Raw genomic sequence first — 23,480 nt, forward strand, 5'->3', positions numbered from 1 at the left:
TGGTTGTCGGGTGGCTGTGGGCCGGTGGGGGTTGGCCGCGCAGTTCCCCGCGCCCCTATGGGTGCGCTGCGCGCCCCATGAAGCGGCCGCGGTGCTCCTTCACGGAGCACCGCGGCCGTCCTGTGCACGCGCAGCGTGCGTCAAGGGGCGCGGGGAACTGCGCGACCAGCCACGACGGTGCCGCAGTCGCTCGACAACCCACCGCACCCCCGGACAGAACGCTCACGCCCGCCGCAACACCGCATCGAGCACCGCCGTCAGCGACCCGGCCGGATCACCCACCGCCCCACCGGAACGCCACGCGATGAACCCGTCCGGCCGGACCAGCACCGCACCGGTCTCCTGGACCCCGTAACGGGTGAGGAAACGCTCGACGACCTCGGAGGGCTCCTCCGCGCCCACCCGGTGGAAGGACAGACCGAGCGCGGCCGCCGGCTCCTGCCAGGCCGTGCCGCCCGGGCCGGCGAGGAGCCAGAAACCCCCGTCGAGGAGATCGTGCAGGGCGACGTCCTTGCCCTGGCGGACCAGGGGGAGGTGCGGGGCGCGGGTGCCGGGGCGGCCGGTGGGGGACGTCGGGTCCTCGACCACGGCGCTGTCGTCGTCACCGGCCTCCCTCAGGACGGCGTCCGACCGGTACACGTGGCCGAACAGCACCGTGGTCTCGGGGCGGTGCCGGGCGGCTGCCGCCTCGTCGAGGCCGCTGCGCTGGAGGTAGCGGATGACGCCCTGGTCGACGGTGAACTCGGCGACCGGGGCCCGCTCCTGCTCGTAGGTGTCCAGCAGGCCGGGGCCGGCCTGCCCGCGCAGCACCCGCGCGAGCTTCCAGGCCAGGTTGTGCGCGTCCTGGATGCCCATGTTGCCGCCGAAGCCGCCGGTGGGCGGCATGACGTGCGCGCAGTCGCCCGCCAGCAGCACGCGTCCGGAGCGGAAGCGGTCCGCGACCCAGGCGGCGATCTCCCAGCTCGTCGCGGACTCCACGGTGACCGGCAGATCGGGCACGCCCACCGCGGCCCGTACCAGCTCCACGCAGTCCTCGGTGCCGAAGACGCGGTGGTCGGACCCGGGCGGCAGGCTCGGCGCGAGCACCCAGCGGTCGGAGTCCGCGCCGCCGAGCTTGCCGAGCACGCCCTTGACGACCGGGTTGCTGACGAAGCAGAGGAAGAAGGTGCGCCCCGCCACGTACGGGTCGAGGTCCGCGTGGAAGACGATGTTCATCTGCCGGCCGAACACCCCCGGCCCGTGGTGGCCGATGCCGAGCCGGGTGCGGATCGGCGCCCGTGAGCCGTCGGCCGCGACCAGGTACCGCGCCCGCACGGTCCGTTCGGACCCGTCGCCCGCACCGCGCAGGACGGCCGTGACGCCGTCCGCGTCCTGGGTGAACTCCGTCATCTCGGTGGCGAACCGGATGTCCGCGCCGAGCTCCTCGGCCCGCTCCCGCAGCACCGGCTCGAGACGGTCCTGCCCGATCAGGGTCCAGCCGGTGGTGCCGACCTCGTGCCGGTCGAAGCGGAACGGTCCGTCGAACCGCCCGAGTTCGGCTCCGGTGAGGGACTCGGCCTGGAGGATGTCGCCGTACTGGGCGTGCGGGTTCTCCCGTGCCCGTACCGCGTCCTCGAGGCCGAGGGCGCGCAGCAGCTCCATGGTCCGCGGGCTCGCGGCCTGCGCCCGGGGGTGTGCCGAGATCTCCGGGTGCCGCTCCACCAGCAGCGGCCGGATGCCCTGCCGGGCGAGGAACAGGGCCTGGGCGAGCCCCACCATGCTGCCGCCCACGATGAGTACTTCGGTCGTCTCGTCCGCCATACCGGCTCCTCCGAGGGTGTGGATCGCGTTCGGTTCGGCGGGCCGATGCAACACCCGGCGCCTCGAACCGGGCTCGCGGCGCGGGCGAGCGGAACCGCCGGGAAGCGGTGCGCTCCCAGGCGGATTCGAGTGTCGTGCGAGGGGCGGCTGACAGGTTCGGGCCAGGCCCGAAGGACGGCGCAAGGCTCGAAGGACGGCCGGACGGCGCAAGGCCCGAAGGACGCGCAAGGCTCGAAGGACGGCCGGACGGCGCAAGGCCCGAAGGACGCGCAAGGCTCGAAGGACGGCCGGACGGCGCAAGGCCCGAAGGACGCGCAAGGCTCGAAGGACGGCAGGACGGCGCAAGGCCCGAAGGACGCGCAAGGCTCGAAGGACGGCAGGACGGCGCAAGGCCCGAAGGACGCGCAAGGCTCGAAGGACGGCAGGACGGCGCAAGGCCCGAAGGACGGCGCAAGCCCCGAAGGACGGCAGGACGGCCGGACGGCGCAAGGCCCGAAGGACGGCAGGACGGCAGGACGGCCGGACGGCGCAAGGCTCGAAGGAGGGCGGAAGCGGTGGTGGAGGCTTTGAGTGTGCTGGTGCTGACGGGCACCGGCCTGGTGGCGGGGGTGCTCTTCGCGGTCGCGGTGAGCGTGATGCCCGCGCTGGTCGCGATGTCCCCGGAGCGGTACGTGTCCACGCACATTCTGCTCGGCAGACGCTACGACCGGATCATGCCGTTCATCGTCACCGGCTCCACGGCCGTGGACGTAGGGCTCGCGATACGGGCGTCGGGCGGCCCCCGGGTGCTGTTCGCGGCGGCCGCGCTGTGCATGGCGGGGGTGGCCGTGGTGTCGCAGACCCGCAACGTGCCGATCAACCGGAGGGTCAAGCGGACCCGGCCCGAGGACCTCGGCCCCGGCTGGCGGGACCCCCGCCCCGCCTGGCGCGGCTGGCATCTGGTGCGCACCTGCTTCGCGATCGCGGGCTGCGCACTGACCGCCGCCGCGGTGGTGCTGTCATGAGCCCCGTCGTCGTACGCCATCTGCCACAGGGGGCGGAGCGGGCGGCGGCCGATGCCCGGATGCGGGAGCTGCTGTCCCGCCCCGAGCCCGGCCCGGTGGCCGAGCGGCTCGCGCTGCTGCACTTCACGGGGCGGCACAGCGGGCGGCCGTACACCGTGCCCGCCGGGGTGCACACCCTCGGTGGCGCCCTGGTGGTGGCGACCGGGAGCGGCTGGCGCCACAACTTCGCGGGCGGCGCGCCGGGCGAGCTGACCTGGCGCGGGCAGCGGCGGCCGGTGCGGTTCGTGCTGGTCGACGACGCGGAGCGCAGCGCGCGCGGCTATCTGGAGCTGTACCACCGCTACGGGGAGGAAGCCCCACGCCGGCTCGGACTGGCGGTGCTCGGCGAAGGGGCGCCCGGACTCGGCGAGTTCCGGGAGGCGGTCGCCCGGCACGGGCTCTCCCTGGTGGAGGTCACCCTCGTCGCCCACGCCCCGGCGGAGAACAGCGCACCCCCCTCAGACGCAGAGAGCGAAAGGACGCCACGATGAGCGGAATCGCCGGCTGGGTGGACTTCGAGCGGGACCTGACACCGGAGGCGCCCACCGTACGGGCGATGGCGGCGGCGCTCGCGCACCGCGGCCCGGACGGCTTCGGCGAATGGATCGAGGGCCATGCCGCGCTGGCCCACCGAAGGCTCGCCCTGCTGGGCTCCGAGCAGGTGGGGCAGCCGGCCGTGGTGGAGTCGGAGGCCGGCGGCCCGGTGGCCGTGCTGACCCTGGACGGCAGCGTCACCAATCATCCGGAGCTGCGCCGCGAACTGGCCGCGAAGGGGCACCGGTTCACCGGCGACGGTGACGCGGAGGTGGCGCTGCACGCCTACCTGGAATGGGGTGCCGCGTTTTCGGAGCGGCTGGAGGGCCTGTTCGCCCTGGCCGTGTGGGACGTGCGGCGGCAGGAACTGCTCCTGGTCCGCGACCGGTTGGGGGTGAAGCCGCTGTGCTACTTCCTGACGCCGTCCGGTGTGGTCTTCGGCTCCGAGCCCAAGGCGCTGCTGGCGCATCCGGCGGTGCGTCCTGTGGTCGACGCCGACGGGCTGCGGGAGCTGTTCGCGCACAGCCGCAAGCCGGGCACCGGTGTGTTCCGGGGCACGCGCGAGGTGCTGCCCGGTCACACGATGACCGTGCGGGCGCCGGGCACCGGTCACCGGCGCTACTGGTCGCTGCCCGCCCGTCCGCACACCGACAGCCTGGAGACCACCGTGGCCACCGTGCGCCGGCTGCTGGAGGAGGCGGTCGGCACCCATCTGCGCGCGGACGTTCCGGTCGGCGCGATGCTGTCCGGCGGGATCGACTCCAGCGCGCTGACCGCGCTCGCGGCCCGCCGGCGGCGTGCGGACGGGGGCGGCCTGCGGTCGTTCTCGGTGAACTTCTCCGGTTACGCCGAGAACTTCGAACCGCACCCGACCATGCGGGCCACCCCGGACGCCCCCTACGCGGCCCTCGCGGCCGAACACATCGGAACCGAGCACACCGAGATCCTGCTGGACACGGCGGCGCTCGCCGATCCGACGACGCACGCCGCCGCGCTGCGCAGCCAGGACGCGCCCTCGCCGCTCGGCGACATGGACGTCTCGCTGCTGCTGTTCTTCGAGGCGCTGCGCGGCGCGGGGATCACCGCGGTGCTCTCCGGGGAGACCGCGGACGAGGTGTTCAACGGCTACTTCTGGGCGTACGACCCGGCCCACAGCAACTCCACGACCTTCCCGTGGGTCTCCTTCGAGCGTGGGCACGACGCGGCCGCGGGCGGTCTCGGCTGCTCGCTGGTGGACCGTACGCTCCGCAAGGAGCTGGACTTCATGGAGTACGCCGACCAGCACTACCGCGACGCGCTCACCGAGGTCCCGCAGGTGGCCGGGGAGAGCCCGGCCGAACGCAGGGCGCGCGAGGTCACCTATCTGGCGCTGACCCGGTGGGCCCCGACCCATCTGGACCGGGCCGACCGGATGAGCATGGCGCACGGGGTGCAGCTGCGCCCGCCGTTCTGCGACCGGGCGCTGGTGGAGTACGTCTACAACGTGCCGGCCGAGTTGAAGCGGGTGAACGGCCAGGAGAAGAGCCTGCTGCGGGCCGCGGTCGCCGACCTGCTGCCGGAGCGGGTGCTCAACCGGCCCAAGAGCGCCTACCCGACCGTCCAGGAGGCGGCGTACGGCGAGTTCGTACGGCACCGGTTCGGGGACGTGGCCGCGGATTCGGCGGCGCCGGTCGCCCCGCTGCTGGACGCCGAGGCGACCCGGGTGGCGCTGGGCGCGGCGGCGGCCCCCAGCGGTGCCTTCGCGTGGGTGGAGCGGGCGAGCATGGAGATGGTGCTCCAGCTGAACACGTGGCTCGCGGAGTACGGGGTCGAGCTGCGCATGTGAGGGTGTGCGGCGCCACACCCCGGCGGGCGTGCGGCGCCACACCCCGGCGCAAAAATGTGCTCCTTGTCATCGATGTGTGCGAAGCATAGGATGCCAGAAGACTAGGACGGGAATGCGGTAATCGGTTTCCATTCCCGTCGCCGGTGTGCGCAGGGGTATTGCTGGTTTCAACTTCTTTTTCGGCGAAGCGTAATTCCCCGAGTAAAGGGCAGGCAATTTCTCCGCCCCTTCGAGCGTTTGATGTTTCGCCCAAAAATGAGTGACGCAGGAAGGTGACTAACCGATGGCCGCCACCCCACAGAGGCGGCTCACTCAGGGGGAATGCAGTGATAGAGATCGGTCTGCTGGGCTCGATGCGAATACGCAGGAACGGGGAGGACGTCACACCGTCGGCCCCCAAGCTGCGTCAGGTGCTGGCCCTGCTGGTGCTCAATGCCAACTCGCTGGTCAGCGTGGACCAGCTGTGCGAGGAACTGTGGGAGGACCACCCACCGCTCAGCGCGCTGACCACCTTGCAAACCTACATTTATCAACTGCGGCGCAGACTGCAACTGGCCACCGGACAGCACGGTGCGGCTTTCGGCTCCCGTCCACCGCACGGCTGCCCCGCGATCCTCACCAGGGTGGGCGGCTACGAACTGCGACTGGACGACAAGCAGTCGGTGGACGCCTACCGGTTCGATCAGCTCACCGAGCAGGGCATGGCACAGCTCCGTACCGGCGCGGGGGAGGAGGAGGCGGCTCTCACCCTCAAGTCGGCGCTTTCCCTGTGGCACGGCGGAGCCCTCGTCGACATCAGTACCGGACGCCGGCTGTCGGCCTGGTCGACCCAGCTGGAGGAACGCCGTAAGAGCGTCCAAGAGCAACGTTTCTCCTTGGAGCTCGAACTCGGCCGGCACCACGCCGTCCTGGACGAGCTGGCCGAGGCCTTCCGCGCCCACCCCACCCACGAGGCGTTCGCCGGGCAGCTGATGCGGGCCCTGCACCGCTGCGGCCGCCGCCCCGACGCCCTCAACACCTTCCGCACCCTGCGCAGCCATCTCGTCGAGGAACTCGGACTGGAGCCCTCCGCGCAGCTCCAGCGGCTCCACCAGGAAGTGCTCGCCGACCGCGGCCACCTCAGGGGGCCGGCCCCGGCCAAGGGCGAGACCGCGCACGGCGGGCGTCGTCTCGTGCCGGGCCCGGCCCAACTCCCCGCCGACGTAGGCGACTTCGTCGGACGCGAACGCGAACTCGACCAGCTGGAGACCTTCCTCGGCGCGGACCGGCCCAGCACCGGCATGCGGGTGGTCGAGGTGCACGGCCCGCCCGGTGTCGGCAAGAGCGCCTTCGCCGTGCGTGCCGCGCACCGGCTGCGCCCGCGCTTCCCGGACGGGCAGCTCTTCATCGACCTGTCCGCCGTCGGTGAGGGCTCCCAGCAGCTCGCCGACGTGCTGTCGGCCTGCCTCACCGCCTGCGGCATCCAGCGCGAGAAACAGCCCAGCGGGCTCGACGAGCTCAGCAGGCTCTTCCGCACCTGGACCGCCGACCGCCGGGTGCTCGTCGTGGTCGACGACGCGCTCACGGCCTCCCAGATCCGTGCCGTCCTGCCGGGCGGATCCGGCTGCGCGGTGATCGCCACCAACCGCTACCGGGCGCACAGCCTGTCCACGGGCCGCAAGATCGTGCTCCCCGCCCTGTCCCCTCAGGAGTCCCTCCAGCTCTACGACCGGGTCGCCGGGGAGCGCTCCCGGCAGGAGGACCCCGCGGCGGTGCAGGAGCTGACGGGGCTGTGCGAGGGGCTGCCCCTGGCGATCAGGGCGGTGGCCGGCCGACTCACCGCGCGGCCCGGCTGGTCGGCGGCCCGGCTGGCGCTGCGGCTGCGCGGCAACCCCCGGATGCTGCTCGAACTCCCCGACGGCACCCAGTCGCTGATGACCACGGTGGCCACCAGTCACCGGCATCTGCCCGCCCGCGCACGGGAGTTGCTGTGCCTGCTGCTCCAGCGTGAGCGCCGCTGGAGCCTCGACGAGGTCGTGACACGGCTGCGCCCCGGCACCGGAGACGCCGAGACACTCCTCGAATACCTCGTCGACGTCCACCTCGTACAGGAGCACCTGACCCCGGACGCCGAGCTGCTGTACTCCGTGCCCCGGCTCATCCGGCAGGCCCTGATCCTCCTGTCACGGGGCGCGCCCGCGGGCGACGTACCGCACGGCCGGATGGTCGGCGCCGGTGTCGTCGGCGGCAGCGGCGTCACCCTGATGAAGGCCGACGTCCGCCGGTAGCAGGTCCCTCCACGGCCCGCCGCACCCCAGGTGCGGCGGGCCGTCGTGCTGTCTCCCGCCCGCGGCACCGGGTCCGTCAGCGGTTCTCCAGGCGCCTTCGAGAGCGTCTCGACCCCCGCCGACCAGGGTGAACTCAGCACCGACAAGCCGGGAGGACATCGTGCACCGAACGCTGATCGTGGCGAGGATGGACCTCGCCGACGCCGAGGGCGTCGCGCAGGTCTTCGCCGATTCGGACAGCACCGAACTGCCGCATCTGGTGGGGGTGTCGAGGCGGACGCTGTTCGCCTTCCACAACCTGTACTTCCACCTGGTGGAGGCCGACCAGGACATCGCGCCGAACCTGTACAAGGCGCGCAGCCACCCGCTCTACGAGGAGATCAACACCCGGCTCGGCCGGTTCATCTCGCCCTTCGACCCCGACTGGCGCGAGCCCAAGGACGCCATGGCCGTCCCCTTCTACTCCTGGACGCCCCAGGAGGGCCCGCAGACAAGCACCCCGCGTTCGGCGAACCTGGGCGGTGCCCGATGAGCGCCCCCGCCACCACCAAGGTCTCCGCACAGGAGGTCGCCGCCAACACCAAGCGCGGCGGCGACATCCGCGTCACCCTCAGCCCCAAGACCGTGGGCTGCACCTCGGGCTTCGGCGGAGTGCTGCGGCTGGCCCCCGGCCACCACGTCACCGAGCACCTCCACCCGTACTCCGAGGAGTTCCTGCACGTCGTGCAGGGCCGGCTGGAGATGACGCTGGACGGCGGCACCCCGGTCGCGCTCGGCCCCGGCGACTCGCTGCTGGTGCCCATCGGGGTGCGCCACCGCCTGGTGAACACCGGGTCCGTGCCGGCCGAGGCGGTCTTCCACCTCTCCCCGCTGGCGCCCCGCCCCGAACTGGGCCACGTCGACACCGAACAGCCGCTCGACGCCTCCGCGGGCAACCCCGATGTGGGAGCGGCCCGATGACGTCCGGACACCGACGTGCGGTGATCACCGGAGTGGGAGCCGTCGCACCCGGCGGGATCGGGCGGGACGCCTACTGGGACCTGCTCACCGCCGGACGCACCGCCACCCGCCGCATCAGCCTCTTCGACCCGGCGGGGTTCCGCTCACAGGTCGCCGCCGAGTGCGACTTCGATCCGCTCGCCGCGGGGCTCACCCCCCAGGAGGCCCGCCGGATGGACCGGGCCGGCCAGTTCGCGGTCGTCGCCGCCCGGGAGGCCGTCGCCGACAGCGGGATCGAACTGCCCGGCACCGACCCGGAACGGGTCGCCGTCAGCATCGGCAGCGCCGTCGGCTGCACCATGGGCCTGGAGGAGGAGTACGCGGTCCTCTCCGACGGCGGCCGGCACTGGCTGGTCGACCACAGCTACGGCGTTCCCCACCTGTACGGCTACATGGTGCCCAGCACCCTCGCCGTCGAGGTGGCCCGGCAGGCCGGCGCCGAGGGGCCGGTCGCGCTGATCTCCACCGGCTGCACCTCGGGCCTGGACGCCATCGGGCACGGCGTCCAGCTGATCGAGGAGGGCACGGCCGACATCGTGCTCGCCGGCGCCACCGACGCCCCGCTGTCGCCGATCACCTCCGCCTGCTTCGACGCCATCAAGGCCACCACCCCCAACAACGACGACCCCCGGCACGCCTCCCGGCCCTTCGACGGACGGCGGGACGGCTTCGTCCTGGGCGAGGGCTCCGCCGTCATGGTGATCGAGGAGCGGGAGTCGGCCAGGCGCCGCGGCGCCACCGTGTACGCCGAGATCCTCGGCTTCGCCGGCCGCAGCAACGCCTTCCACATGACCGGACTCAAGCCCGACGGCCGGGAGATGGCCGAGGCCGTCCGGGTCGCCCTGGACCGTGCGCGGCTCGATCCCGAAGACATCGACTACATCAACGCGCACGGCTCGGGCACCAAGCAGAACGACCGGCACGAGACCGCCGCGTTCAAACGCAGTCTCGGGCAGCGGGCCCACGAGGTGCCGGTCAGCTCCATCAAGTCGATGATCGGGCACTCGCTCGGCGCCATCGGTTCCCTGGAGATCGCCGCCTGCGCGCTGGCCCTGCGCCACCAGGTCGTTCCGCCGACGGCCAACCTGTCCACACCCGACCCCGAGTGCGACCTCGACTACGTGCCCGTGACGGCCCGCGAGCACCGCATGGACCGGATCCTCAGCGTGGGCAGCGGCTTCGGCGGCTTCCAGACCGCGATGGTCCTGGGCCGGCCCGTCCTCGCACACGGGGAGGCGGCATGAGCGCCTCCGGCATACGCCCCGGCCGGCGCGGCCGGTCCGTGGTCACCGGGCTCGGCGTGGTCGCGCCCACCGGGATCGGCGCCGCCCGGCACTGGGAGTCGGTGCTCTCGGGCAAGAGCGGACTCGGCCGGATCACCCGCTTCGACCCGACCGGCTACCCCGTCCGGGTGGCGGGCGAGGTCCCCGGATTCCGCGCCGCCGAACAGGTCCCGGGACGGCTCGTCCCGCAGACCGACCGCTTCACCCACTTCGCGCTGGCCGCCGCCGAGGACGCCCTCGCGGACGCCGCCGCCGACCCGGCGACCCTGCCGGAGTACGAGATGGCGGTGGTGACCGCCGGCTCCTCGGGCGGCACCGAGTTCGGGCAGCACGAAATGGAGAACCTCTACCGGCACGGCTCGTCCTGGGTCGGCGCCTACCAGTCCATCGCCTGGTTCTACGCGGCCACCACCGGCCAGGTCTCCATCCGGCACGGCATGCGGGGACCCTGCGGGGTCATCTGCGGAGAGCAGGCCGGCGGTCTCGACGCCCTCGGCCAGTCCCGGCGGCTCCTGGACACCGGCTCCCGGCTCGTGCTCAGCGGCGGCACCGACGCCTCGCTGTGCCCGTACGGCCTGGTGGCGCAGCTGTCCACCGGCCGGCTGTCCACCGAGGACGATCCGGCCCGCGCCTACCTGCCCTTCGACGCGGCCGCCTCCGGGTTCGTCCCCGGCGAGGGCGGCGCCATCCTCGTCGTCGAGAGCGCCGATGCGGCACACGCCCGAGGGGTCCCGTCGTACGGCGAACTCCTGGGCTACGCGGCCGGTTTCGACCCCGCGGCGGACGGCACGACGCGGCTGCCGGCGACGGACGACGCCACCCGGCCCGCCACGGCGCACGGCACTGCCACGCGGCCTTCGACGCCGAACCGTCCCACCGTCCGCCGCTCCGTGCTGGTGTCCGTGATCCGGCGGGCCCTCGCCGACGCCGGTCTCGCCCCGGGCGACGTCGACATGGTCTTCGCCGACGCCTCCGGCACGCCCGCCGAAGACCTCGCCGAGGCCCGCGCCCTCACCGAGGTGTTCGGGCCCGGCGGGGTGCCGGTGACCGCGCCGAAGACCCTCACCGGGCGCCTCTACGCGGGCGGCGCCGCACTGGACGTGGCGACCGCGCTGCTCGCCCTGAGCGCCGGAGTCGTCCCGCACACCGCGGGACTCGGCCGCCCGGCCCCCGGCTGCGAGATCGACCTCGTCCTCGACCGCCCCCGCCAGACCGACCCGCGCACCGCCCTCGTCCTGGCCCGCGGGCACGGCGGCTTCACCTCCGCGCTGGTGGTGGGCGCCGGCGACCGCAACGCCCTCCGGAGGTGACCGACTCACCGGCAGCCGGCCGACATCTGCGGGCGCGGCCCGCCCAGGGCACGGGGCTGCACGGATCTGCGGCTCCGCCGCGCGGGCGCGACCGGCCCCCACGCATCCCCAGCCCACACACAACCCACGAAAGGCTTCCCATGGCGGAGTTCACCCTCGACGACATCCGGCGGATCCTGCGCGCGAGCGGCGGAGTCGACGAACAGACCGACCTGGACGGCGAGCACTTCGCCGACACCTCGTTCGCCGACCTCGGCTACGACTCCCTGGCCCTGCTGGAACTCGTCAACCGCATCGAGCGCGAGTACGGCATCCAGATCCCCGACGGCGACCTGGCGCACACCCAGACCCCGCGCGAGGCCCTGACCTACGTCCACGCCCGGCTCACGGAGGCCCGCGTCTGATGGCAGGACACACCGACAACGCGATCGTCGTCGAGGCACCGATGGACCTGGTGTGGACGATGACCAACGACGTGGCCGCCTGGCCGCGGCTGTTCAGCGAGTACGCCTCCGCCGAGATCCTCGGCAGGGACGGCGACACCGTCACCTTCCGCCTCGCCCTGCACCCGGACGAGAACGGCACGGTCTGGAGCTGGGTCTCCGAGCGCACCCCCGACCCGGCCACCCGCACCGTCGTGGCCCGCCGGGTCGAGACCGGCCCCTTCGCGTACATGAACATCCGCTGGGAGTACGAGGAGGTACCCGGCGGCGTACGGATGCGCTGGATCCAGGACTTCGCGATGAAGCCCGACGCCCCGATCGACGACGCCGGGATGACCGCCCGGCTCAACCGCAACACCGCCGTCCAGATGCGGCTGATCAAGGCCAAGGTGGAGACCGCGGCCCGGGCCGGCCGCGAGCTCCAGGGCAAGCGCCTCCTGGTGACCGGCGGCACCCGCGGCATCGGCCGGGGCATCGTCCTCGCCGCCGCCCGGGCCGGCGCCGACGTCGTCACCTGCTACCGCACCCCCGGCGAGGCCGTCGCCACCCTGGAGGAGGAACTCGCCGGCACCCCCGGCAAACACCAGGTGCTGCGGGCCGACGCCGCCGACGAGACCGACGTGGACCGGCTGGTCACCGCGTGCGAGGCGAGCCTCGGCGGACTGGACGCCGTCGTCAACAACGCCGGGACGTTCCGCCCCCAGCCGTACGCCGACCTCACACCCGCCGAGTGGGCCGGCACCGTCCAGGGCAACCTCACCGCCACCCACCTGGTCACCCGGGGCACCCTGCCGCTGCTCTCCTCCGGCTCCTCGGTGATCAACATCGGCTCCACGGTCGCCTTCATCGGCATGGCCGGCGGCGTCCACTACACCGCCGTCAAGTCCGCACTGATCGGCATGACCCGCTCACTGGCCCGGGAGCTCGGACCGCGCGGCATCCGCGTCAACACCGTCTCACCCGGCCGCATCGCCACCGAGGCGCTCGACGAACTGCCCGCCGAGGAGGCCGAGCGGCAGCGCGCCACCTTCGCCTCCTTCACCGCGCTCGGCCGGCTCGGCACCGTCGACGACATCGCCCGGACCGTGCTGTTCCTCGTCAGCGACCACGCCGGCTACGTCACCGGCCAGAACATCCACGTCGACGGCTGCGTCTGAGCCGCGGCCCCCAGCCATGGAGGGAATCCCAGTGGAACTCGCACTGCACGGCAGGAAACTGCTCATCACCGGCGGCACCCGGGGCATCGGGCGGGGCATCGTCCTCGCCGCGGCCCGGGCGGGCGCCGACGTCCTCACCTGCTACCGGCAGGAGGGCGAAGCCGTCGACAGCCTGACGGCCGCGCTGAAGGAGACCGCCGGCGACCACCACGTGATCCGCGCGGACGTCGGTGACACCGCCGAGGTCGACCGTCTCGTCGCCGAGACCAAGGACCGCTTCGGACGGCTCGACGGCGTGGTCAACAACGCGGGCGTGATCAGCCACATCCCGTTCGCGGAACTGCCCGCCGACGAGTGGTCGCGCATCCTCGACACCAACCTCACCGCCGCCTACCGGATCATCCAGCAGGCGCTGCCGCTGCTCGGCACCGGCTCCTCGGTGGTCAACATCGGCTCGCGCGGAGCCGCCGCCGGCATACCGCTGCGCGCCCACTACACCGCCGCCAAGGCCGCCATGATCGGGCTGACCCGCTCGCTCGCCAAGGAACTCGGCCCCAAGGGCATCCGCGTCAACGTGGTCGCCCCCGGCGTCATCGAGACCGAGGCCTTCGCCGCCATGCCCGCCGACCGCGCGGAGGGACTGCGCGCCACCTACGCGCAGAAGACCGCGCTGGCCCGTCTCGGCACCGTCGAGGAACTCGCCGGACCCGTGCTGTTCCTGCTCTCCGACGCCGCCGCCTACATCACCGGCGAGACCCTCAACGTCGACGGGGGGATCTGACATGCCCGAGCCCGCCGAGCAGGTCTTCCGGGTCACGCTGCGCATGCAGATCAAGCCCGGCATGGAGAACGAGTTCGAGAAGGTGTGGCTGGAGGTCGGCGACTCGGTCACCACCCACCCCGCCAACCTCGGCCAGTGGCTCTCCCGCAGCGCCGAGGAGGAGGGCGTCTACTACATCGTCAGCGACTGGGTGAACGAGCCGCTGTTCCGTGAGTTCGAGACCAGCGACCGGCACCTGGAACACCGTCAGAAACTGCACCCGTACCGCAGCGGCGGCTCCATGACGACCATGCACGTCGTCGCCGCCCTGTCCGGCGCCGCATCGTGACCGGCGGCGCCGTCGAGGTGGTGCTCTACCACCTGAGCGACGACCCGGACCGGGTGCTGCCCGCGTACCACGAGGCCAGCCGCCGGATGGCGGGCACCGCCGGCCTGCTCGGCAACAAGCTGCTGCACGCCCTCGGCGACCCGCGCTCCTACGTCGTGGTCAGCCGCTGGTCCCACTGGGAGGCGTTCACCGCCTGGGAGAGCGGCCCCGCCCACAAGGACCAGACCGCCCCGCTGCGGCCGCTGCGCGACACCGGCCGGGACCGGCCCTTCGAGATCTACCGGGAGCTCGCCGCGTACGCGGGGGACCGGGCCGCCACCCCCGTCGACGACGTCAAGGAAGGAGTCTGAGCGTGGCACGCACGGACGCCCGGCAAGCAGCCCCGCCGACCGACCCACCGGCCCGCCCGCCCACCGACCTGTTCACCCCCGCCTTCCACCAGAACCCGCACGAGGCGCTGGCCGGCCTGCGACGGACCGCGCCCGCGGTGCCCGTGACGACACCGAACGGCCTGCGCACCTGGCTCGTCACCGGATACGAGCACGCCCGGGCCCTGCTCGCCGACCCCCGGCTCAGCAAGGACATGCGGGTCGGCCGGGACCTCATCCCGCGCAACTTCGCCGACCCGGACAAACAGCGGCAGTTCCTCGCGGAGTCGGGGGAGCGCAGCCAGTTCCCGCACGTCCTCAGCGTGCACATGCTGGACAGCGACCCGCCGGACCACACCCGGCTGCGCCGGCTCGTCGGCCGGGCCTTCACCGCGCGCCGGGTCGAGTCCCTGCGGCCGCGCATCACCGCGCTCACCGACGAACTGCTGGACGCCATGGCCCGGCACGAGCGGCTGGACCTCATGGAGGCGCTGGCCTTCCCGGTGCCGTTCACGGTCATCTGCTGGCTGCTCGGCGTGCCCCCGGACGACCGGGCCGCCTTCCGCCGCTGGTCCAACCTGCTCGTCTCCGGCGCGGGCACCGACGAGGTGCGCGAAGCCAGCGCGTCGATGATCGCGTACCTGAAGGCGCTGATCGAGGCGAAGCGGGCCGAACCGGCGGACGACATGCTCACCGACCTCGTGCACGCCCAGGACGCCGGCGAGCGGCTGTCGTCCGACGAACTGATCTCCATGGCGTTCCTGCTGCTGGTGGCGGGCCACGAGACCACGGTCAACCTCATCGGCAACGGCACCCTGGCCCTGCTCACCCACCCCGACGTGCGGGGGCAGCTCGCGGCGGACGCGTCGCTGTGGCCCGCTGCCGTCGAGGAGTTCCTGCGCTACGACGGGCCGGTCACCAACGCCACCTGGCGGTTCACCACCGAGCCCGTCGAGGTCGGTTCGGTCACCATCCCCGAGGGCGAGTTCGTGACCATCTCGCTCGGCGCCGCCGGCCGGGACCCGGCCCGCTACCCGGACCCGGACCGCCTGGACATCACCCGCGCCCACACCGCCTCGGTCGCCTTCGGCCACGGCATCCACCACTGTCTGGGCGCCCCGCTCGCCCGGCTGGAGGGCCAGATCGTCCTCAGCCGCCTGTTCACGCGCCTGCCCGGGCTGCGACTCGCCGCGGAGGCGGACGAACTGCGCTGGCGCAGCAGCCTCATGATGCGCGGCCTCGAAGAACTCCCGGTGTTCACGGCGTGACCGCCGACCCCGCCCCGCCCTCACTGGAGGAGACACCCGTGGAACGTCAGGACACCGAACGCCCCTCCTGGGCCCCGCCGGAGGTCGACATCGACACCCCGAGCATCGCCCGGGTCTACGACCACTGGATCGGCGGCACCCACAACTTCCCCGTGGACCGGGAACTCGCCCGCAAGGTCGCGGCCGGCAACCCGGACCTCCCGGCCACCCTCAAGGCCAACCGCGCCTTCCTGCGCCGCGCGGTACGCGAACTGTCCGCGCTCGGCATACGGCAGTTCCTCGACATCGGCTCCGGCATCCCGGCCGAGGGCAACGTGCACGACGTGGCCCTCGCCGCCCACCCGGACAGCAAGGTCGTCTACGTCGACATCGACCCGGTGGCCGTCGCGCACGGCCGTGCCCTGCTCGCCGGCGAACCGCGAGCGGCCGTCTTCCAGGGCGATCTGTACAAGTCCCGGGAGATCCTGGACGCGGAGGACACCCGCCGGCTGATCGACTTCGACCGGCCGGTCGCGCTGATCCTCGCCGCCGTACTGCACTTCGTCCCGGACGGCGACGATCCGCTCGCCCTGGTGCGCCAGTACACCGAGCGGCTGGCACCCGGCAGCGCCCTGGTGATCTCGCACGCCGGCGCGGAGGAGGTCCCGAGGGCGGCGCCGGAGGCGGCCGAGCAGTACCGGGGCGCGGTGAGTCAGGTGATCTGGCGGGACAACCGGGAACTCGCCGCGCTGTTCGAGGACTTCGAGCTGGTGGAGCCCGGCGTGGTGCGTGCCCCGCTGTGGCGCCCGGAACCGGCCGAGACCCCCGACCCGGCGCTCGCGATGCTGGCCGGAGTGGCGCTCAAACCGGCACGGTGACCTCCGGTGGACACCTCCCTCACCCCGCAGGACTCCTCGCCGGCCACCGCTCCCGCCGCACCACCGCCCGCCGGTGACCGCAGGCCCGGTTTCGGCACGCTGCTCGCGGTCGACCTCTGGGAGCGGTTCAGCTTCTTCGGCATGGCGGCGATCCTGGTCCTCTACCTCACCGCCTCCGAGACGCGCGGCGGCATGGGCATGGCACCACAGACGGCCACGGCGATCTTCGCGGCGTACATGTCCCTCAGCTTCATGGCCGGACTGCCCGGCGGGTGGCTCGCCGACCGGGTGCTGGGCGCGCGCCGGGCCGTGCTGCTCGGCGGTGCGCTGATCACCTGCGGCCACGCGGTGCTCGCGCTCCCGGTGACGGGCTCGCTCTACGCCGGTCTGCTGCTGGTGGTAGCCGGGACGGGCCTGGTCAAACCGGCCATGGCGGCCATGGTCGCGGGGGTCAGCGGGGACGGGAAGGGCCGCCGCGAGGCGGCCTTCTCGCTCTTCTACATGTGCATCCAGGTCAGCGCGCTCATCGCCCCCGTCGTCACCGGGCTGCTGGCCGAACGCGTCGCCTGGCACCTGGGCTTCGCGGCGGCCGCCCTCGGCATGACGGCGGGGCTGGCCCAGTTCGCCCTCGGTCTGCGCCGGTACGGGGACGTGGGCGCGCGTCCGCCCCATCCGGTGCCGCGTCCCGAGGCCGTCGCGATGCTGCGGCGCGCCGCGTGGGTCACGGGGGCGGTGGGCGCGCTCGTGGTGGTGCCGGCGGCCGGCGGCCTGCTCCCGCTCCCCGCGGTGCTCGCCGTCCTCGGCCTCACCACGGTCACCCTTCCGTTCTGGTACCTGCGCTCACTGCGCCGGACTCCTGCCCAGGGCACGGGCCACAGGAGCCGGCTCGTCGGTTTCACCACGCTGATGGCCGCCTCGGCCGCCTTCTGGATGATCTTCGCGCAGAGCGGTTCGGTGCTCAGCCTCTTCGCCGAGCGCCACACCGACCGGGACGTGCTGGGCTTCCAGGTCCCCGCCAGCTGGTTCCAGTCCGTACACCCACTCTTCGTCCTGCTGGTCGCCCCGCTCTTCGCCCGGCTCTGGCTCCGGGCGCCGCGGGTGGACGTACCGGTCAAGTTCGCGGGCGCGCTGATCACCGCGGGCTGCAGCTTTCTCCTGATGGCGGTGGCGGCCAGGCTCGCCGAGCACGGCCCGGTCGGCCCCCAGTGGCTGCTGCTGGTCTACCTGCTGTACTCCTGCGGCGAGGTCGCCCTGGCCCCCGCAGGCCTGGCCCTGGCCGCCACGGTGGCGCCCCCCGGCAGCACCAGCCGCCTGCTCGCGGTGAACGGCCTGTTCGGTGCGGTGGGCGTGGTGGTGGGAGGCCAGTTGTTCCGGCTGACCACCGTGCTGTCGCCGGCGGTGTACTTCCTGCTGCTCGGCGGCTTCGTGCTGGCGGTCGGCGCGACGGTCGCCCTCGGAACGCCCCGCCTGCGCCGACTCCTCGACCTGCCGGCCGGCCCCTGACGCCGGCGCGAATCTGCCACTCGGCGACACCGGTGAACCGGCGGAAACCGTCCGCGAAAGCCTGTCCACGGACCAGAAGCGGTTCCTCGCCTGAACCCACGACATGAAACGTGGCGGACGCACCGCGCGCCGACACGTACGGAATTCAGAGGTCGTCTTCATCGACGGGGTCGGGTTCGCGGATGTAGGCGAGATCGAGGACGTAGCGCTCGATGACGGGGCAGTTGCTCCATGCCTGGGTGAGGTGGTCTTCGAAGGTGTCGTCGGTGGGGTGATCGAGGCTGCGCTCGTAGTAGTCGGCGGTCGCCTGGCGGCCCTCCCACCAGGCGTGGCCGTCGTAGACGCCGGGGCGCGGGAGGGCCATTTCTCCCGCGGGCCCGTACTCGAGTTGATTGACGACGACGATGCCGGTCTCGGACTCGATGCTCACGGGGACATGGCCTTCCGCGTCGCCGGGCGGGGCCGGCGGGGTGTCCCAGACACGGATGGCGACCTCGACGTCGATGTCGGGCTGCAGACTGCGGAGGTACAGGTGATAGCCGTTGCCGGCCACCACCTGCCTGCGGGCAGCAGCCATGGCGTCGTCGTCGCTGAGGTAGGCGTCGGCGTCGTACACCTCCACGACGCGGCGGGCCGGTGTGGCCTTGCAGCTGTACTCGGCCAGGAGTGCCATGAGCCGCTGTCCTTCTGCTAGTCGGTGATCTTCATTGGCGGTGACCCCGGTGCCCGCCGAAGCCAGAATCTCGCGCGCGAACGCGACAAGGTTCCCCCAGAACTGATCAAAAAATGGCCAGTCGTCACCGATCGCCGCTGAGCCGCCCCGGACGGCCCAGAGACGGCCCAGCGGAGATCACTCGTCGGCTGCCGGCCCCTCATCAAGCCGGACCTTGACCTGGCGGTTGTGGGCGGTGCGCCAGAGGACCTCCCCATTAACCAGGGCCTTGGCTTCCTGATCGGGTTGCCGCCGACAGAGGAAGGCCGGGGGTCTCCATCAGGAGGATGACGGGAAGCGTGAATCGCACCATTTGTCCATATTCTGCTTCCATGATTATCGACTACGCGGCAGTGTTCCAAGGACTGCCGGGCGCGGTCGCTCTGCTGACTCCCGAGCTGGTCTTCGCCGACGCCAACCTCGCGTGGCTGCGCCAGGCCGGACGCAGCCGCGACCAGGTGGTGGGCCGCTACCTCTTCGACGCCTTCCCCGGCAGCCCGCGGGACCCGGCAGCCTCCGACGCCCGCCACTTGGAGGCATCCCTGCGCGCGGTCCTGGCCAACCGCAAGATCGACATGGACCTGCAGCGCTACGACGTGGAATCCGCGCAGCGCCCCGGCCATTGGGAGGAACGCTACTGGAGCGTGGTCAACGCGCCCGTCTTCGCGCCCGACGGCCAGATCGCCCTGGTGATCCACCGGGTCGAGGAAGTCACTGAACTCCTGCGCGCCACCAGCCGGCCGGACCGCTCACTCCAGCTCGAGGCCGAGCTCTTCAGCCGGATGCGGCAGCTGCACGAAATCAACGAGCGCCTGCGTCGCGCCCACGCCCGCGAGCGTGAGGTCGCCCTCGCCCTGCAGCGCGCCATGCTCCCCGTTCCGCCCTCGATCGGCCATCACCGGTTCGCCGTCCGCTACCGGCCCGCGGTCGGCTCCCTCAATGTCTGTGGCGACTGGTACGACCTGGTCCAACTCCAGGACGGCGACAAGATCGCTGTGGCCGTAGGCGATGTCGTCGGCCACGGCCTGGAGGCCGCAGGCATCATGGGCCAGCTCCGCAGCGCCCTGTCCGCCACCTCCCTGGTCGCCACCGGCCCCGCCCAGGCCCTCGAGGTCCTCGGCCGGTACGCGCATTGCGTCACCGGCGCCGAGTCGACCACCGCGGTGACCGCCTTCGTCGACTTCAGCCGCCACCTCATCACCTACTCCAGCGCCGGCCACCCCCCTCCGGTCCTTCTTCGCGCCGACGGCACTGTGGAGTTGTTGGACCAGGCGACCGATCCGCCGCTGGATGCCGTCCTCGAGTCCGGCCCTCGGCCGGAAGCCACCACCACCTTCACCGACGGCGGCACCCTCCTGCTCTACACCGACGGCCTCATCGAACGCCGCCACCAGGACATCGACACCGGACTCAGCCAACTCACCGACGCCCTGATCCGCCACAAGGAACTCACCACCCCCGAAGCACTCGCCGATGCCGTGATGAACGACCTGATCCCCGCCGAAGGTGTCACAGACGACACCGCCCTGGTCGTCGTCAGCCTGTGAGGCGTCTCAGCGATCGCACTGCAGGTCTCCGCCCGCCGATGCAGCACAAGACCCGCACCACCCGAAGAGACGACGCGGTCCCTCCCAGCGGCTGCAACTCCACCTGTCAGGCGGCCCAGAGCTTCCCGTCGCCTGCTGAGCGATTTTGAAAACGGCTCACAACGAAATTCGCTGATGTGCAGAAACGAGGGGCACGCGTCGCAAGAGCCCCACGCCCAGAAGTGGGGAGCTTCCCGTCTGGCCCACGAAGGTTCCCAGCCTTGAGCCCGATGCGCGGGCGTGCGCCACTGGCTTGGCTTGGTGTGCGGGATGAGAGCTTCCACCATCCGCTACGTCGGACCCGCGGTCGGCGACGGTGCCCCTCCATCCCGGTGCCGGCCGATCCCCCGCCGGAGGCAGTGCTCTGACCGTCGCGCCGCGATGATCGACTCATGGCGACCGGCCCTATCCACTCGTGGGCGCGCGTCGGCGCAGCGCGGGCGACGCCGAGAGAGCTTCGGCACAGCTTTGTGTCGCTGCTGTCCGAGCGTGGCGTCCCGCTGGAGGAGATCTCTCGTCCCGTCGGCCACTCCGGCACGGCCGTAACCGAGGAGGTGTACCGGAAGCAGATCCGGCTCGTGCTCCAGACCGGTGCGGTGGTCATGGACGGCATTTTCACGCGGGACCCGGAGCGGTAGTCACGCAGATGGACACGCACAAAGCAGATCGCCCAGCCTACTCACGTGAGTAGCCTGGGCGACCTGGTGTTTCACTGTCGGGGTGGCGGGATTTGAACCCACGACCTCTTCGTCCCGAACGAAGCGCGCTGCCAAGCTGCGCTACACCCCGATGTCGCTGCTGTCGCGGCGACGACGTTTACTTTAGCCCACCGGTGGCTAGAGACGAAATCCGGTTTTGCCGCGGTGGCGGATGGGGTTCGGGCGGGCGTGGTCGAGGGCCACGAGGAGGACGGCCAGGGCGTAGAAGGAGAGGCCCAGGAGGAGCGCGTTGCCGAGAACCCGCTTGAAGCCGTCCTGGCCGACGTCCAGGAAGGGGTAGAGGTAGCGGTCGGGGGTGCCCGGGAGGAGCAGTTCGCCCCGGGTGAGGCAGAAGGCCAGGTAGGCCATCGGGTAGAGGAGCCAGGTGCTGGCCTGGCGGAGGTGCAGGCGGCCGGGTGACGTGAGCAGGAGCCAGTCCAGTACCGCCGCGATCGGGGTCACCGTGTGCAGGACCTCATGGGAAAGGGCCTGCCAGCCCTTCGGCGTGGCCGCCTCGCCCGTGAGGGAGAACGGGCTCGCCTCGTTCGCCAGGAGCAGGTGGTGCACCAGAGCGGCGATCACGACGTAGAGCAGCGTCGCGCCCAGGACGGCACCCGGCAGGGGGCGGCGGGCCGTCCACGCACGGCGGGCCGAGAGGGCCATGACCAGGGCCAGCAGCAGGTTGCTCTGGATCACGAAGTAGCTCAGGACACGGGACGGGTCGCCGAGGAGCAGTTCCAGTGTCACGCCCGCGGCCGCCACGAGGGCGACCAGCAGGCGGAAGGCCGCGGCCGCGGGGCGGCGGACCGGGGTGACGACGGCCGTGGCGGGCACGGGGGTGGGCTTCAGTGCCGGCGGGGACGGTATCGCTGGGAGGTCCGGGATGTCCCGGGGTATCGGGGCGGTCATGCCCCCACGCTGACAGAAGCGGACATAGGGGGCGATGTGGGCGGGGCTGTGCGGGTTACCCCACCCGGACCGGGCCCCGTCCGTTCCCTACCTGCCTAGCTTCCTTACCTGCCCTACCTGCCCTACCTGCTCTACCTCCCCACAGCCTCGCGCCCGACCAGCGTCAGCAACGTCGCCTCCGGCGGGCACGCGAACCGTACCGGGGTGTAGCGGTTCGTGCCGCAGCCCGCCGACACGTGCAGGTACGACGTACGGCCCTCCACCGTGTGCGTGGACAGGCCCTTCACCCGCTCCGTGTCCAGGTCGCAGTTGGTGACCAGGGCGCCGTAGAAGGGGATGCACAGCTGGCCGCCATGGGTGTGGCCGGCCAGGATCAAGGGGTAGGCGTCGGCCGTGAAGGCGTCCAGTGTGCGCAGGTAGGGGGCGTGCACGACGCCCATCGAGAAGTCCGTCGATTCGGACGGGCCGCCCGCCACCTGCGCGTAGCGGTCCCGCTTGATGTGCGGGTCGTCCAGGCCCGTGAGCTCCACCGAGCCGCCCTCGAGCTTGAGCTCGCCGCGCGTGTTGGTCAGGTTGATCCAGCCCGCCGCGTCGAAACCGTCCCGCAGGTCCTCCCACGGGTTGTGCACCACGCCCTCGGCCGGCGCGTTGCCGTTGAGCCCGTGGCGGCCCTGGGCCTTCTCGAGCAGGTAGCGGGCGGGGTTGCGCAGCTTGGGGCCGTAGTAGTCGTTGGAGCCGAAGACGTACGCGCCCGGGAATTCCATCAGGGGGCCGAGCGCGTCCAGGACCTCCGGGACGCCCTCGGGGTCGGACAGGTTGTCGCCCGTGTTGATCACGAAGTCGGGGCGAAGGCCCGCCAGGGACCGCAGCCAGCGCTGCTTCTTGCGCTGGCCGCCGACCATGTGGATGTCGGAGACCTGGAGCACGCGCAGAGGGCGCATTCCCGGGGGCAGGACCGGGACGGTGACCCGGCGGAGGCGGAAGGAGCGGGCCTCGAAACCCGCCGCGTACACCAGACCGGCGGCGCCAGCCGCCGCGATTCCCAGGGGGACTCCGTATCGCGCGCGCATACGACCATCGTGTCAGACCCCGGCCGTGGTCCGTGCCGGGCGGTGCCCGAAATCCCCTGATCGCACCGGCTCTTCGGCCGCGGCCGCCTAAATCGAGGGGCGCCGTTCCTTCCGGACCTGCGACAATCGACCCCATGACCACGCTCAAGTCGAAGCTGCAGGATGACCTCAACGTTGCGATCAAGGAGCGCGACGAGCTGCGCTCCTCGACGCTCCGGCTGACGCTCGCCGCGATCACCAAGGAGGAGGTCGCGGGCAAGGAGAAGCGCGAGCTCTCCGACGACGAGGTCCAGAAGGTGATCACCAGGGAGGCGAAGAAGCGGCGTGAGGCGGCCGACGCCTTCGCCCAGGGCGGTCGTCCCGAGCAGGCCGAGCGGGAGAAGGCGGAGGGCGAGGTCCTCGCCACGTACCTGCCGCAGCAGCTGTCGGACGAGCAGCTCCAGCAGATCGTCGCCCAGGCGGTCGAGGAGGCGAAGGCGGCCGGTGCCGAGGGGCCGCGGGCCATGGGCGCGGTCATGAAGATCGTGAACCCGAAGGTGGCCGGGCAGGCCGAGGGCGGTCGCGTCGCCGCCGCGGTGAAGAAGCTGCTGGCCGGCTGACCCGGTGCTCGGCCCGGTGGTGTTGCCGTCCGGCTGACCCGGTGCTCGGCCCGGTGGTGTTGCCGTCCGGCTGACCGTTCAGCCGGACCATGACGGCCCCCTCCTACCCGTGCGGGTGGGAGGGGGCCGTCGTCGTCGCG

Annotated in this window: 21 protein-coding genes, 1 tRNA gene and 3 pseudogenes; 20 read left to right on the forward strand and 5 right to left on the reverse strand. The window is 72.1% G+C overall.

The genetic code is table 11. The features are described from left to right. Positions 1–222: 222 nt before the first annotated feature. Positions 223–1,800, reverse strand: coding sequence for an FAD-dependent monooxygenase (locus tag ACZ7EG_RS13350; RefSeq protein WP_471076595.1), 1,578 nt, complete (start codon positions 1,798–1,800; stop codon positions 223–225). 554 nt (positions 1,801–2,354) lie between these two features. Between ACZ7EG_RS13350 and ACZ7EG_RS13355 the strand changes: the two genes are divergently transcribed. The 17 genes and pseudogenes from ACZ7EG_RS13355 (at position 2,355) to ACZ7EG_RS13435 (ending at position 17,766) form a co-directional block, all read left to right on the forward strand. After that, positions 2,355–2,804, forward strand: a complete 450-nt coding sequence (locus ACZ7EG_RS13355; protein WP_471076597.1) for an anthrone oxygenase family protein — start codon at positions 2,355–2,357, stop codon at positions 2,802–2,804. Beyond that, on the forward strand, positions 2,801–3,334 hold the full coding sequence (locus ACZ7EG_RS13360; RefSeq protein WP_471076600.1) for a PNPOx family protein: 534 nt from the start codon (positions 2,801–2,803) through the stop codon (positions 3,332–3,334). Before ACZ7EG_RS13355 ends, ACZ7EG_RS13360 begins: the two co-directional genes overlap by 4 nt. Beyond that, a complete protein-coding gene (gene asnB, locus ACZ7EG_RS13365; protein WP_471076603.1) occupies positions 3,331–5,202 on the forward strand; it encodes an asparagine synthase (glutamine-hydrolyzing) in 1,872 nt (623 codons plus the stop codon). The genes ACZ7EG_RS13360 and asnB overlap by 4 nt, the downstream gene beginning before the upstream one ends. Positions 5,203–5,555: 353 nt before the next feature. Continuing rightward, complete coding sequence (locus tag ACZ7EG_RS13370) at positions 5,556–7,469, forward strand: AfsR/SARP family transcriptional regulator (protein WP_471076606.1); 1,914 nt, start codon at positions 5,556–5,558, stop codon at positions 7,467–7,469. 160 nt (positions 7,470–7,629) lie between these two features. Further along, positions 7,630–8,001, forward strand: a complete 372-nt coding sequence (locus ACZ7EG_RS13375) for a TcmI family type II polyketide cyclase (RefSeq protein ID WP_471076609.1) — start codon at positions 7,630–7,632, stop codon at positions 7,999–8,001. Further along, positions 7,998–8,429, forward strand: a complete 432-nt coding sequence (locus tag ACZ7EG_RS13380) for a cupin domain-containing protein (protein ID WP_471076612.1) — start codon at positions 7,998–8,000, stop codon at positions 8,427–8,429. The genes ACZ7EG_RS13375 and ACZ7EG_RS13380 overlap by 4 nt, the downstream gene beginning before the upstream one ends. Further along, positions 8,426–9,712: a beta-ketoacyl-[acyl-carrier-protein] synthase family protein gene (locus tag ACZ7EG_RS13385; protein WP_471076615.1), complete on the forward strand. Its 1,287-nt coding sequence runs from the start codon at positions 8,426–8,428 to the stop codon at positions 9,710–9,712. The genes ACZ7EG_RS13380 and ACZ7EG_RS13385 overlap by 4 nt, the downstream gene beginning before the upstream one ends. Next, positions 9,709–11,061, forward strand: coding sequence for a ketosynthase chain-length factor (locus tag ACZ7EG_RS13390; protein WP_471076618.1), 1,353 nt, complete (start codon positions 9,709–9,711; stop codon positions 11,059–11,061). Before ACZ7EG_RS13385 ends, ACZ7EG_RS13390 begins: the two co-directional genes overlap by 4 nt. A 140-nt stretch (positions 11,062–11,201) precedes the next feature. Beyond that, a complete protein-coding gene (locus ACZ7EG_RS13395; protein WP_402705492.1) occupies positions 11,202–11,465 on the forward strand; it encodes an acyl carrier protein in 264 nt (87 codons plus the stop codon). Further along, positions 11,465–11,914, forward strand: a pseudogene (locus ACZ7EG_RS13400) (SRPBCC family protein); the annotation flags it as partial. The gene ACZ7EG_RS13395 and the pseudogene ACZ7EG_RS13400, both read left to right, overlap by 1 nt. Before the next feature lie 33 nt (positions 11,915–11,947). Beyond that, positions 11,948–12,661: pseudogene (locus tag ACZ7EG_RS13405) on the forward strand (SDR family NAD(P)-dependent oxidoreductase); the annotation flags it as partial. Between the two features lie 31 nt (positions 12,662–12,692). Beyond that, a complete protein-coding gene (locus tag ACZ7EG_RS13410; RefSeq protein ID WP_471076622.1) occupies positions 12,693–13,442 on the forward strand; it encodes an SDR family NAD(P)-dependent oxidoreductase in 750 nt (249 codons plus the stop codon). A gap of 1 nt (position 13,443) precedes the next feature. Beyond that, a complete protein-coding gene (locus ACZ7EG_RS13415) occupies positions 13,444–13,770 on the forward strand; it encodes an antibiotic biosynthesis monooxygenase family protein (protein ID WP_471076625.1) in 327 nt (108 codons plus the stop codon). Then, a complete protein-coding gene (locus tag ACZ7EG_RS13420; protein WP_471076628.1) occupies positions 13,767–14,120 on the forward strand; it encodes an antibiotic biosynthesis monooxygenase family protein in 354 nt (117 codons plus the stop codon). Before ACZ7EG_RS13415 ends, ACZ7EG_RS13420 begins: the two co-directional genes overlap by 4 nt. Positions 14,121–14,122: 2 nt before the next feature. Next, a complete protein-coding gene (locus ACZ7EG_RS13425; protein ID WP_471076632.1) occupies positions 14,123–15,406 on the forward strand; it encodes a cytochrome P450 family protein in 1,284 nt (427 codons plus the stop codon). Between the two features lie 38 nt (positions 15,407–15,444). Next, positions 15,445–16,263, forward strand: a complete 819-nt coding sequence (locus ACZ7EG_RS13430; RefSeq protein WP_471076635.1) for an SAM-dependent methyltransferase — start codon at positions 15,445–15,447, stop codon at positions 16,261–16,263. A 6-nt stretch (positions 16,264–16,269) separates the two neighbouring features. Continuing rightward, positions 16,270–17,766, forward strand: a complete 1,497-nt coding sequence (locus ACZ7EG_RS13435) for a peptide MFS transporter (RefSeq protein ID WP_471076638.1) — start codon at positions 16,270–16,272, stop codon at positions 17,764–17,766. A 145-nt stretch (positions 17,767–17,911) separates the two neighbouring features. Here the strand turns inward: ACZ7EG_RS13435 and ACZ7EG_RS13440 are convergent, their stop codons facing one another. Beyond that, positions 17,912–18,439: a hypothetical protein gene (locus ACZ7EG_RS13440; RefSeq protein WP_471076642.1), complete on the reverse strand. Its 528-nt coding sequence runs from the start codon at positions 18,437–18,439 to the stop codon at positions 17,912–17,914. Between the two features lie 371 nt (positions 18,440–18,810). Between ACZ7EG_RS13440 and ACZ7EG_RS13445 the strand changes: the two genes are divergently transcribed. Both ACZ7EG_RS13445 and ACZ7EG_RS13450 read left to right on the forward strand, forming a co-directional pair. After that, complete coding sequence (locus tag ACZ7EG_RS13445; protein ID WP_471076645.1) at positions 18,811–20,025, forward strand: PP2C family protein-serine/threonine phosphatase; 1,215 nt, start codon at positions 18,811–18,813, stop codon at positions 20,023–20,025. A gap of 464 nt (positions 20,026–20,489) precedes the next feature. After that, positions 20,490–20,702 (forward strand): annotated as a pseudogene (locus ACZ7EG_RS13450) (site-specific integrase); the annotation flags it as partial. Between the two features lie 77 nt (positions 20,703–20,779). Here the strand turns inward: ACZ7EG_RS13450 and ACZ7EG_RS13455 are convergent. From ACZ7EG_RS13455 to ACZ7EG_RS13465, 3 genes are all read right to left on the reverse strand, one after another. Further along, positions 20,780–20,853, reverse strand: a tRNA-Pro gene (locus tag ACZ7EG_RS13455). 47 nt (positions 20,854–20,900) lie between these two features. Then, entirely contained in the window at positions 20,901–21,671 is a 771-nt protein-coding gene (locus ACZ7EG_RS13460) for a Pr6Pr family membrane protein (RefSeq protein ID WP_471076648.1), read from the reverse strand. A 131-nt stretch (positions 21,672–21,802) separates the two neighbouring features. Further along, positions 21,803–22,741, reverse strand: a complete 939-nt coding sequence (locus tag ACZ7EG_RS13465) for a metallophosphoesterase (RefSeq protein WP_471076651.1) — start codon at positions 22,739–22,741, stop codon at positions 21,803–21,805. 134 nt (positions 22,742–22,875) lie between these two features. Between ACZ7EG_RS13465 and ACZ7EG_RS13470 the strand changes: the two genes are divergently transcribed. Further along, positions 22,876–23,340, forward strand: coding sequence for a GatB/YqeY domain-containing protein (locus ACZ7EG_RS13470; RefSeq protein ID WP_248509994.1), 465 nt, complete (start codon positions 22,876–22,878; stop codon positions 23,338–23,340). The last annotated feature ends 140 nt before the right edge of the window (positions 23,341–23,480 follow it).

The sequence above is a fragment of the Streptomyces sp. NPDC037100 genome, assembly GCF_055606225.1.

Coding starts and splice junctions, on each gene's coding strand:
- ACZ7EG_RS13350 (WP_471076595.1), bottom strand. CDS start 1,800: ATGGCGGACGAGACGACCGAAGTACTCATCGTGGGCGGCAGCATGGTG.
- ACZ7EG_RS13360 (WP_471076600.1), top strand. CDS start 2,801: ATGAGCCCCGTCGTCGTACGCCATCTGCCACAGGGGGCGGAGCGGGCG.
- asnB (WP_471076603.1), top strand. CDS start 3,331: ATGAGCGGAATCGCCGGCTGGGTGGACTTCGAGCGGGACCTGACACCG.
- ACZ7EG_RS13370 (WP_471076606.1), top strand. CDS start 5,556: ATGCGAATACGCAGGAACGGGGAGGACGTCACACCGTCGGCCCCCAAG.
- ACZ7EG_RS13380 (WP_471076612.1), top strand. CDS start 7,998: ATGAGCGCCCCCGCCACCACCAAGGTCTCCGCACAGGAGGTCGCCGCC.
- ACZ7EG_RS13385 (WP_471076615.1), top strand. CDS start 8,426: ATGACGTCCGGACACCGACGTGCGGTGATCACCGGAGTGGGAGCCGTC.
- ACZ7EG_RS13390 (WP_471076618.1), top strand. CDS start 9,709: ATGAGCGCCTCCGGCATACGCCCCGGCCGGCGCGGCCGGTCCGTGGTC.
- ACZ7EG_RS13395 (WP_402705492.1), top strand. CDS start 11,202: ATGGCGGAGTTCACCCTCGACGACATCCGGCGGATCCTGCGCGCGAGC.
- ACZ7EG_RS13415 (WP_471076625.1), top strand. CDS start 13,444: ATGCCCGAGCCCGCCGAGCAGGTCTTCCGGGTCACGCTGCGCATGCAG.
- ACZ7EG_RS13440 (WP_471076642.1), bottom strand. CDS start 18,439: ATGGCACTCCTGGCCGAGTACAGCTGCAAGGCCACACCGGCCCGCCGC.
- ACZ7EG_RS13445 (WP_471076645.1), top strand. CDS start 18,811: ATGATTATCGACTACGCGGCAGTGTTCCAAGGACTGCCGGGCGCGGTC.
- ACZ7EG_RS13460 (WP_471076648.1), bottom strand. CDS start 21,671: ATGACCGCCCCGATACCCCGGGACATCCCGGACCTCCCAGCGATACCG.
- ACZ7EG_RS13465 (WP_471076651.1), bottom strand. CDS start 22,741: ATGCGCGCGCGATACGGAGTCCCCCTGGGAATCGCGGCGGCTGGCGCC.
- ACZ7EG_RS13470 (WP_248509994.1), top strand. CDS start 22,876: ATGACCACGCTCAAGTCGAAGCTGCAGGATGACCTCAACGTTGCGATC.